The 11,186-nt window shown below is 38.6% G+C and carries 11 protein-coding genes; 10 read left to right on the top strand and 1 reads right to left on the bottom strand.

Translation table 11 applies throughout. From position 1 onward, the window contains the following. The first annotated feature begins 16 nt into the window (after positions 1-16). The 10 genes from B5D12_RS08500 (at position 17) to B5D12_RS08455 (ending at position 10,521) form a co-directional block, all read left to right on the top strand. Positions 17-1,228 (top strand): CamS family sex pheromone protein, encoded by a 1,212-nt coding sequence (locus B5D12_RS08500; RefSeq protein WP_078756419.1) that lies wholly within the window; start codon positions 17-19, stop codon positions 1,226-1,228. 15 nt (positions 1,229-1,243) lie between these two features. Then, complete coding sequence (gene gatC / locus B5D12_RS08495; RefSeq protein ID WP_078756418.1) at positions 1,244-1,540, top strand: Asp-tRNA(Asn)/Glu-tRNA(Gln) amidotransferase subunit GatC; 297 nt, start codon at positions 1,244-1,246, stop codon at positions 1,538-1,540. A gap of 1 nt (position 1,541) precedes the next feature. Next, positions 1,542-2,999, top strand: coding sequence for an Asp-tRNA(Asn)/Glu-tRNA(Gln) amidotransferase subunit GatA (gene gatA / locus B5D12_RS08490; RefSeq protein ID WP_078756417.1), 1,458 nt, complete (start codon positions 1,542-1,544; stop codon positions 2,997-2,999). A 12-nt stretch (positions 3,000-3,011) separates the two neighbouring features. Continuing rightward, entirely contained in the window at positions 3,012-4,445 is a 1,434-nt protein-coding gene (gene gatB / locus B5D12_RS08485; RefSeq protein WP_078756416.1) for an Asp-tRNA(Asn)/Glu-tRNA(Gln) amidotransferase subunit GatB, read from the top strand. Positions 4,446-4,655: 210 nt separating this feature from the next. Further along, on the top strand, positions 4,656-5,855 hold the full coding sequence (locus tag B5D12_RS08480) for an NRAMP family divalent metal transporter (RefSeq protein ID WP_078756415.1): 1,200 nt from the start codon (positions 4,656-4,658) through the stop codon (positions 5,853-5,855). 336 nt (positions 5,856-6,191) lie between these two features. Further along, a complete protein-coding gene (gene pxpB, locus B5D12_RS08475; RefSeq protein WP_078756414.1) occupies positions 6,192-6,917 on the top strand; it encodes a 5-oxoprolinase subunit PxpB in 726 nt (241 codons plus the stop codon). Positions 6,918-6,919: 2 nt separating this feature from the next. Then, on the top strand, positions 6,920-7,924 hold the full coding sequence (locus B5D12_RS08470) for a 5-oxoprolinase subunit C family protein (protein ID WP_078756413.1): 1,005 nt from the start codon (positions 6,920-6,922) through the stop codon (positions 7,922-7,924). A gap of 13 nt (positions 7,925-7,937) precedes the next feature. Then, positions 7,938-8,366, top strand: coding sequence for an acetyl-CoA carboxylase biotin carboxyl carrier protein (gene accB, locus B5D12_RS08465; protein ID WP_078756412.1), 429 nt, complete (start codon positions 7,938-7,940; stop codon positions 8,364-8,366). 27 nt (positions 8,367-8,393) lie between these two features. Then, positions 8,394-9,740 (top strand): acetyl-CoA carboxylase biotin carboxylase subunit, encoded by a 1,347-nt coding sequence (gene accC, locus B5D12_RS08460; protein ID WP_078756411.1) that lies wholly within the window; start codon positions 8,394-8,396, stop codon positions 9,738-9,740. A gap of 13 nt (positions 9,741-9,753) precedes the next feature. Continuing rightward, positions 9,754-10,521, top strand: coding sequence for a LamB/YcsF family protein (locus B5D12_RS08455; protein WP_078756410.1), 768 nt, complete (start codon positions 9,754-9,756; stop codon positions 10,519-10,521). Positions 10,522-10,947: 426 nt separating this feature from the next. Here the strand turns inward: B5D12_RS08455 and B5D12_RS08450 are convergent. Further along, on the bottom strand, positions 10,948-11,186 hold a 239-nt coding region (locus B5D12_RS08450; RefSeq protein WP_143412079.1), incomplete at its 5' end, for an IS30 family transposase.

The following is an 11,186-nucleotide window of genomic DNA, read 5'->3' as shown; positions in this document are numbered from 1 at the left end:
GATGTGAATTAACTGAATGAATAAACGCATAATGAAAGTCACGACATTATTTTCAATTGTCGGCTTACTATCAGGGTGTTTAAGCGAATTAGATAAGGAAGTTGTTGAAGAGACGATGGCACCCGATCAAGTAGCAGTTCAAACGACTGCTAATCAACTTTCAATGGATTATTACCGTGCGGTTATTACCGATGGTCGCTATGAAATGGGAATTGCCTCCAGTAGTAATACTAATTTAAGCTCTGCTGGAAATACAATCGCTTTTGAAGAAGGGCTATTACGTATTAGTAAAGGGATTTTCCCAACTGATCAATATTTCCTACAAGAAGGACAAATTATTGACGAGGATACTATGACTAATTGGCTAGCGCGTGAGTCGAGTGATAACCCAGAAGGGCTCAACCCCGCCTTGGCAGCCAATGAAGAAGAAACAGCCCCAGACACGGAGACGACCGTGGCCGAAGGTGAGGAGACTACTATGGCTGCTGAAGAAAATCAAGTAATCGTTGATTCGAATTCAACACCGATTTACTTAACGCAAGTGATGGAGAAAAATATTATGGTTGAAACCGATGAAGGCTATCAATTAGCGGGCGTGGTGATTGGTTTAGCGATGAATAGTGTTTATCAATATACCGATGATGAAGGTGTTTCTTATGAACAAGAAATTTCTTTAGGTGAAATGCGTGAACGGGGTCGTCAATATGCTAATATTATCGTAGGACGTTTACGTAATACCGAAGCTTTACGTAATGTGCCGATTGTCGTTGGCTTATTTAGACAAACAGCGAACAATGAAATTGCTGGTGGGACTTATGTGATGAACGGTATTTCACGAGAAGGCAATTATATTTCTGATTGGACTGAACAAAATGAATATAGAGTCGCTTTACCAATAGTATCTTCGGACGATTATAGCGAACAATATGCATTCTTTGACAATTTTAGTGATGAAGTGCGTAACTTCTTCCCACATTTAAATGGAGTGACCGGTGAAGCCTTATATATTGATAATGGCTTAGCATCTATAACTATTGAAATTGTCTCACAATTCTATCAACAATCTGAAATCACCGCTCTAACACAACATGTTACAGATGTGGCGACAAAGAACTTGCCAGAAAACATACCAGTAGAAATTAGCATCGTGTCCGCTCATGGTCCAGAAGCGATTATTACGCGTACTGGTGAAAACAGTCAATTTACGGCGCATGTTTATGAGCAATAGAAAAGGAGAATTAATATGACAGAACGTGAAGAAATCATCCGTGTAGCAAATTTATCCAAACTCGCTTTTGATGATGCAAGTTTAGATACTTTTGCGAAAGAATTTAATAGTATCGTAGAATTAGTTGAACATTTAGAAGAGGTTGAAACAACAGGTGTCAAACCAACTTATCATGGCAATGACTTAATTAATGTGTTCCGTGAAGATGAAGTCATTCGTGGTACTGAGCGTGAAGCCTTCTTGAAAAACACTAAAACAAGTCAAGATGGATTTGTCAAAGTACCTGCTATTATTGAAAGTGAGGAGGCATAAAATGACGGTATTTCCAACAACAATTAAAGAAATGAAAGCTGGCCTAAAAGCGGGCGATTTTACAGCGGTTGAGTTAGTGGAACACACATTTAACCAAATTGAAACCATTGATGCGAAAGTTGAAAGTTTTTTAGCTTTAAATAAAGAAGCAGCCTTAGCAGATGCTAAAGCCGCTGATGAGCGTGGCTATGGTGAGGATGCACCGGTTTTAAATGGTATTCCGATTGCCATCAAAGACAATATCGTCACCAAAGATTTAACAACCACGGCAGCAAGTAAAATGCTAGAAGATTTTAATTCTACTTATGATGCTACAGTTGTTGAAAAATTAAAAAATGCGGGTGCTATTATTGTAGGAAAAGTGAATTTAGATGAATTTGCGATGGGTGCAAGTACAGAGCGTTCAGCTTTTAAAACAACACGCAACCCTTGGAATTTGGACCGAGTACCTGGTGGGTCATCAGGTGGTTCAGCTGCGGTCGTAGCGAGTCGTCAAGTCCCAGCTTCATTAGGTTCGGATACTGGCGGTTCTATTCGTCAACCAGCAGCCATTAATGGTTTAGTTGGGTTAAAACCTACTTATGGTACTGTATCACGTTATGGTTTAATTGCCTTTGGTTCTTCATTGGACCAAATTGGACCGATGACCTTAACGGTTGAAGATAATGCCTTGATTTTAGAGGTAATTGCTGGACGTGATCGTCATGATTCAACCAGCTTACCTAATCTACCAATGAATTATGGTGCTAAAATCGGACAACCTTTAACTGGGATGAAAATCGCTTTTCCTAAAGAGTATAAGGACGAGGTTATTGCTGAAGATATCCGTCAAGCAATGCAAGCAGCAGCTGATTACTTTACCAGTCAAGGAGCGATTGTTGAAGAAGTATCGCTACCATTGATTAAATATGGTATTAATGTTTACTACATTATTTCATCAGCAGAAGCTTCTTCTAACTTACAACGTTTTGATGGCGTACGTTATGGATACCGTTCTGAATCCGCTCATACTTTAGAAGAGGTTTATGTTAAGTCGCGTTCTGAAGGTTTTGGTGATGAAGTGAAACGTCGTATTATGTTAGGAACTTATGCATTAAGTTCAGGACAATTTGATAAATTCTTTAAAAAAGCGGCGCAAGTGCGTACCATGATTAAAGATGAATTAAATAAAGTTTTTGAAGAATATGACATTATTATGGGACCTACTACAACCAGTACCGCCTTTGAAATTGGTGGACGGGTTAAAGATCCAATCGCAATGTATGTGGAAGATTTATTAACTGTTACGGCGAATATCGCTGGTTTACCGGGGATTTCAGTACCGGCTGGATTTGATCACGAAGGATTGCCGATTGGTTTACAAATGATGGCTAAACCATTAGCAGAAGCAACCTTATATCAAGTCGCTTATAATTTTGAACAAAATCATGACTTTGTTCAAAAAGCACCAACATTATAGGAGGTAAGACAAATGAATTTTGAAACTGTTATTGGATTAGAAGTCCACGTTGAATTAAAAACTGATTCTAAAATATTCAGTACGTCACCTGCTCATTTTGGTGCCGAACCGAATACGAATACCAATGAAAAAGACTGGGGTTATCCAGGAGCATTACCCGTTATGAATAAACGTGCCATTGAATTTGGCATGCGTGCTTCATTGGCATTAAACTGTGAGATTAATCGTGAAATGCGTTTTGACCGTAAAAATTATTTTTATCCAGATAATCCAACAGCTTACCAAATTTCGCAAGCCGATTATCCAATTGGACAAAATGGTTATATCGACATCGAAGTAGAAGGGCATCCTCGTCGTATTCGCATTGAACGTGTCCATTTAGAAGAAGATGCGGGTAAAAACACTCACGGTACTGATGGCTATTCTTATGTGGATTTTAACCGTCAAGGAACCCCTTTAATTGAGATTGTAACCGAAGCGGATATACGTTCTCCTCAAGAGGCGTATGCTTTCTTAGAAGCGTTACGTGAAAAAATTATGTATACTGAAGTTTCGGATGTGAAGATGGAAGAGGGATCATTACGTTGTGATGGTAATATTTCCATTCGTCCATTTGGCCAAGAAGCATTTGGGACCAAAACAGAGTTGAAAAATTTAAACAGTTTTAACTTTGTTCGTAAAGGTTTAGAGTTTGAAGAAAAACGTCAAGCGCAAATATTACTAGCAGGTGGTAAAATTCAACAAGAAACTCGTCGTTATGATGAAGCAACTGGTAAAACCATTTTAATGCGTACTAAAGAAGGTGCAGCGGATTATCGTTATTTCCCAGAACCCGATTTACCACCGGTCACCATCGATGAAGAATGGATTGAATCGGTGAAAGCCACGATTCCTGAAATGCCAGACGTTCGTCGTCAACGTTATACGAAAGAATATGGCTTACCTGAGTATGATGCGATGGTCTTGACTTTAACGAAAACAATGTCAGATTTCTTTGATCAAACAGTGGCGAATGGTGCTGATGCCAAATTAGCTTCTAATTGGTTAATGGGTGATGTGTCAGCTTACTTAAACAGTGAGAAAACCACCCTAGAAGAAATCAAGTTAACACCGAAGAATTTAGCACAAATGATTCAATTGATTGAAGATGGCACCATTTCTTCAAAAATCGCCAAACAATTATTCAAGATTTTAGCTGAAGAAGGTGGCGATGCGAAGGAAATCGTTGAAGCGCGTGGGATGGTTCAATTGAGTGATCCAGCTAAATTACAACCGATTATTGATGAAGTCATTGCAAAAAATGAATCTTCTTTAGAAGACTTCCGTAATGGTAAAGATCGTGCAGTTGGTTTCTTCGTTGGACAAGTGATGAAACAAACGCGTGGTCAAGCGAATCCTCAAGTCGTGAATAAATTATTGATGGCGACTTTGAATAAGTTAAAATAAAAATTTTATTAACAGTCCTAAAAGATGAGAATACGTTTCTCATCTTTTTTTAATATACTTAAGTTATTGTTGACTGAAACAGCTGAAAATAGGCTATATCATTGCGGATGTTAGATAATGTAACATGAGTTGTTAAAAAGAATTTGCTAATAAATTAAAATTTGATTATAATAAGTTTAAATCATTTTATATTAGAAAGGAATATTTCAAATGGATACGAAGAAGAAAACAAGTGCTTTAATTGGAGCAGCCTTTATTATGGCGACTTCAGCAATTGGACCCGGTTTCCTAACGCAAACAGCTAAATTTACCAATGATCTGCAAGGTAGCTTTGGTTTTGTTATTATTATTACCATTATTTTAGCAGCTATAGTGCAATTAAACGTGTGGCGTGTTTTATGTGTCACTGGACTACGTGGTCAAGATGTCGCGAATAAAGTATTACCAGGTCTAGGATATTTTGTCGCGGCTCTGGTCGTATTAGGTGGATTAGTCTTTAATATTGGTAATGTAGGTGGTGGAGCATTAGGATTTAATACTTTATTAGGGATTCCAACTCAGTTTGGTTACTTTTTAGCTGGCGCCATCGCGATCATGGTTTTTTTACTTAAAGATGCCATGAAAGCGATGGATACTTTTACTAAAGTATTGGGAGCGATTATGATTGTCGTTATTTTCCTTGTCATTCTCATTGTGCAACCACCGATTGGGACAGCATTAAAAGAATCGCTATTTCCTACAGCAACGAGTGATTCATTATTTACAGCGATTTTAACTTTATTAGGAGGAACAGTTGGCGGTTATATTACTTTTGCTGGCGCTCACCGTTTAATTGATGCCGGCATTACCTCTGAAGAAAACTTGCCACATATTAAGCAAAGTTCTGTTATGGGGATTTCAATTGCTTCGATTGTGCGTGTATTTTTATTCTTAGCTATCTTTGGTGTGATTAGTAAAGGTGTTTCACTTGATCCTAACAACCCAGCAGCCGATGCCTTTAAACAAGGAGCCGGCGAAATTGGCTATCGTTTCTTTGGTTTAGTCTTATTATCAGCAGCAGTTTCATCGATTGTGGGTGCGGCTTATACCTCTGTTTCTTTCTTGAAAACACTAAGTAAATCGGTAGCTAAGTATGAAAAACAAGTTATCATTGGTTTTATTGCGGTATCGACTTTGGTGATGGCTTTTTTAGGTAATCCAGCGACCCTATTAGTAATAGCCGGTTCATTTAATGGATTAATTTTACCCGTTACTTTAGGTATCAGTTTATTAGCAGCCAATAATCCAGCAATTATGGGACCCAACTACAAGCACCCTAAAGTTTTATGGGTATTAGGTATTATAGTGGTTATTTTAACTGCTTTTATGGGTATTCAATCGTTGGGAAATTTGGGTCAATTATTTAGCTAAAATGAGTATAAAGGAGTATTGAGCCGAGTGCTTGCTCCTTTATTTGTTTTGAGTATAGTAACTTCAAAAATTCTTAATGAGGATAGGCATTAACTTGATAAAACCAATCAAGTGATTGTCCGTTAATTAAAAGCGCATTGGTTGAGTGGTCTTAACCAGCGTCTTAATGACTTGTTTGAGTCTTACTCCACTGTGCGGGGGCGAACAGACGAAGCGCAAATCATTTGATTTTCTATTTCTGGTTCATTCCCAATTATGATAATATTAGAATATGAAGATTTTATGAAAGGCTGTTATCAATATAGCAGTCATAGCAATGGCAGATGAGGTGAAAAAATGAGCGAAGTAAAAATTGTACCACATGGTGACGCTTCGATGTTAGTCGAATGGGGAGCCGTAATTGATCCGAAAATTAATCAAAAGATTACCGGTTTGGTATCATTGTTTAAAGATCAAAAAATTGAAGGGGTCATTGATTTTATACCAGCTTTTTCTAGCTTATTAATCAATTATGATCCGCGTATTATTACTTTTCAACGTTTAAAAAAGATAACTGAAGATTTATTAACCATTGAAATCAGTAATAATCAGCTAAAAAAACGCATTTTTGAAATTCCCGTTTGTTATGGTGGTGAGTATGGGCCTGATATTGAGTTTATTGCGAAAAACGCACAATTGACCAAGGAGGAATTAATTCAAATTCATTCCGGAACCGACTATTTAATCTATATGTTAGGTTTCTTGCCAGGCTTTAGCTATCTAGGGGGATTAGATGAGCGGATTCATACTCCGCGTTTGAATAATCCACGAAAAGCAATTCCAGCCGGGAGTGTAGGGATTGGTGGATCACAAACAGGGATTTATCCCCTAGAATCCCCAGGTGGTTGGCAATTGTTAGGACGTACGCCAATCAAAACATATGACCCAGAGCGAGAAGAACCAATTTTATTTGAAGCAGGAGATTATATACGTTTTGTACCCGTTGACCAAGCGACCTATCAAGAAATTGAAGCCGCAGTTGCAGCTGGTGAGTATCAAGTGAATGTTGTAGAGGAGGGGTAAGCATGGGGATTAGAGTATTAAAGGCCGGAATTTATACGACGGTTCAAGATATTGGTCGAATGGGCTATCAAAGCCAAGGATTCGGAGTGGCGGGCGTCATGGATGTTCGTTCTTTCAAAATTGCTAATCTATTAATTGATAATCCTGAAAATGAGGCTGTTTTAGAATTTGCATTAACGGGACCAACACTTGAATTTACAGCCGAAACCATTATCGCGATTACCGGTGGCGATTTTCAGCCGAAGATTAATGATGAGTCAATACCGATGTATACCGCCATTTATGTTTATAAAAGGGATGTTTTATCGTTTGGAGGAGCCCGTACTGGAACGAGAGGGTATATCGCTTTTTCTAGTTATTTAAGCATTCCCGTCGTGATGGGCAGTCGCTCAACCAATACTAAAAGTGAGATTGGAGGCTTCAAAGGACGTCGTCTAAAAGAAAATGATTTTATTGGCTTTCGGATAAAACGACGCTATCTACCTTATTTCTCATCACGGACTTTAGATATGGATGAATTTGATCAAGAAGAAGCTATCATTCGGGTAGTGATGGGGCCTCAAAGTGATATGTTTACCTCGGATGGAATAAGGACCTTTTTAAATGAAGAATATACGGTGACCAGTGATTTTGACCGCATGGGTTGTCGATTAGATGGTCCTTATATTGCCCATAAGGGGAAAGCAGATATCATTTCAGACGGTACCGCCTTTGGTTCTATCCAAGTGCCCGCTCATGGTAAACCCATTATATTGTTAGCGGATCGTCAAACTACCGGAGGCTATGCCAAAATCGCGACAGTTGCTTCGGTGGATATCCCGAAACTAGTCCAACGTAAAACAGACCATAAAATTCGTTTTGAGGCGATTTCAGTCGAAAAAGCGCAACAATTATTATTGGCAGAACAACGGGAATTTAGTCAAATGCGCCATACTATCCATCAACCCTGTCAAGAGGTATTAGATGTTCGTTTAGTGGCTAAACGCTTGACGACGTTATTTGAATAGGAGGAAACGAATAATGGATTTAGAAAAAATTAAAGCATTAGTACAAATTGTTGAAGAATCATCTTTATTAGAATTTATGATAGAAGATGGTGACACTAAAATTAAAATGAGTCGCAAAGGAGAAATGGGACAACCCACAACTGCTATTAGCACTCAAGCAGAAAAACCTGAAAAAGATAGTGATAATGAAGAGTCAGATCAAGACTTGTATATCACCTCTCCCATTGTCGGGACTTTTTATTCAGCTTCAGGTCCGGATGTACCAGCCTATGTGTCAGTAGGAGATACTGTTAAAAAAGGTGAAACCGTCTGTATTGTCGAAGCGATGAAATTAATGAATGAAATTCAATGCAACTATGATTGTATTATTGATGCCGTATTAGTAAGTAATGAACAAAAAGTCGAATACGGGCAACCATTATTCCGCGTGAAAAAAATATAATCACAGTGGAACGGAAGGAGTCGTACAATGATTAAAAAATTATTAGTAGCAAATCGTGGCGAAATAGCTGTACGAATCATTCGTGCCTGTCGTAATATGGGAATCCGTAGTGTGGCTATCTATTCTGTTGAAGATAAAGATAGTCTTCATGTTAAACTGGCTGATCAGCGTATCTGTATTGGAGAAGGTCCTGCACGTAATAGTTATTTGAATCAAGAAAGTATTTTAACGGCCGCGATTAATATCGGAGCCGATGCCATTCACCCAGGGTTTGGCTTTTTATCAGAAAATCCTAATTTTGCTAGACTTTGTCAAGAGCATGGCGTTATTTTCATCGGTCCTGAAGGGGATGTGATGGAAAAGATGGGGGATAAATCTCATGCCCGTCAAACGATGAAGACTGCTGGAGTCCCAATTGTTCCTGGTACAGAAGGTACTGTTCACGATGTTGATGATGCGATAAAAGCAGCAGAAGTTATTGGATATCCGGTTATGATTAAAGCAGCTGCAGGTGGTGGTGGTAAAGGGATGCGAGTAGCCCATGAGCCAAGTGAATTTAAACGTTTGTTTAATATGGCGCAGCTGGAATCCATTAATTCCTTCAGTAGTGATGCGATGTATTTAGAACGATTTATTGTCAATCCAAAACACGTTGAAATTCAAATCATTGCTGACACGCATGGCAATGTGGTCGCTTTAGGTGAGCGTGATTGTTCTACCCAACGTAACCACCAAAAGTTAATCGAAGAAGCCCCTTCACCCGCAATTGATGATACAATCCGTCAAGCAATGAGTGAAGCAGCTGTATTAGCAGCCACCACCGTTGGTTATGTCAATGCAGGAACAGTAGAGTTTATTCTAGATAATGAAGGTAATTTTTACTTTATGGAAATGAATACTCGTATACAAGTAGAGCATGGTGTGACTGAAATGGTGACTGGCACCGATTTAATTATTGAACAAATAAGAGTCGCTAATGGTGAGAAATTAAGTTTTAAACAAGAAGAAGTACAATTACGTGGCCATGCGATTGAATGTCGTATTAATGCCGAAATACCGGAGAAGAACTTTATGCCGAATCCTGGTGAAGTCACCCATTTACATTTACCGGCAGGTAATGGTGTGCGAGTCGATACTGCTTTATACAGTGGTTATGTCATACCGCCAGACTATGATTCAATGATTGCCAAAATTTTAGTTCATGCCCCAACGCGTGAGGCAGCCATTATGAAGATGCGCGCGGCACTGGACGAAACGGTTATTTTAGGTGTCGAAACGAATTTAGATTTTCAGTATCAATTATTGCGTCATCCATTATTTGTTGAAGGTAATGTGGATACTGGTTTTGTGAATCGTATGTTACATCTTGATTAGAAGGAGGAAAGACATGCTAAAAGTAGATTTAAATGCTGATATGGGCGAAAGTTTTGGTGCTTATCAAATTGGGTCCGATCAAGCATTGGCACAGTATATTTCATCAGCAAATGTAGCTTGTGGATTCCATGCTGCCGATCCCAATGTCATGGCAAAAACGGTCGATTTATTGGTTAAAGAGGAGGTGGCGATTGGTGCTCATCCTGGTTTGAATGATTTAATGGGATTTGGCCGCCGACCAATGTCTATTACTCCTACTGAAGCTAAAAATGATGTTTTATATCAATTAGGTGCTTTAAGTGCCTTTGCTAAAGCAAAAGGAAAGACCTTACATCATGTAAAGCCACATGGCGCTTTATATAATATGGCCGCTCAGGATGCTGAATTAGCCATGGCCATAGCGGAGGCAGTTGCCAGTTTTGATGCTAATTTAGTTTTCTTAGGATTATCTGGTAGTGAGATGTTAAAAGCCGCAAAGGCTTGTGGATTAAAAGTTGCTTCGGAAGTGTTTGCTGATCGTGCTTATACGGATGAAGGTTTATTGGTGAATCGAAAATTACCAGGCGCCATGATTGAAGACCCCGATGATGCAATTAATCGGGTTATCCAAATGATTAAAGAAGGTACTGTTACCAGTATTAATGGTAATGTTATTCCGATTGAAGCCGATTCGATTTGTATACATGGGGATGGTCCCAATGCAGTAACGTTTGCTAAACAAATCCATCAGCGGTTGATTGCCGAAGGTATTCAAATTGTTTCGTTGCAAAATTTGATTTAAAAGCACATTTTTTGAGTGATTATTTAGACTAGACAGACCAGACAGAAACATTAAGCTTTCTGTCTGAGGATGTCAATCGTTCACTAAGAACACATAGCATTGAAATAGATCGGACTTTTCCAGTCTTTAAGGTAGATAGATTTCATGAATTGCAGTTCTTTTTTTGATAGTAAAGTCATACCGAGTTGAGAGAAGAATTTTTTTGACAACTTAATATTTTGCTATTTACTTGAAACAATTAAGTTATAGTTTCGGAAATTTCAAGTTGAAGTTAGCCACTTATCGTAAACAATGTGTTACCTACTAACTTACTGTATTGGTCTATCTAGTTCAGTGCTTGACAATGAGCTGAGGCATGATAGGTCATTCCAAGGCTGGCTTCTGCCAGCTTCCCAGGCTTTCAGCCATGCTGAAGGAGGCTCGTTGTCAAGCACTGACGAGTCCTTCCTCTTGTCTTGCTTTTTTGAAGGCTTTAGTAAAGACTTCATGAGGTGTTTGATAACCTAATATTTTCCTAGGATAATCATTCATCCATTGTTGTATTCTCAAACAATCCCTTTGAGTTAAGTCACTCATAGAGTTACCTTTTGGAATGAAACGACGAATGAATTTATGTTGATTCTCACTCGTTCCTCTTTCCCAAGAAGCATAGGGATGCGTAAAGT

Origin of the sequence: Globicatella sulfidifaciens DSM 15739, from assembly GCF_900167405.1 — a bacterium.
Taxonomy (GTDB): Bacteria; Bacillota; Bacilli; order Lactobacillales; family Aerococcaceae; genus Globicatella; species Globicatella sulfidifaciens.
Note: the sequence above shows the minus strand (reverse complement) of the source record. Positions and strands in the feature narration are given on the sequence as shown.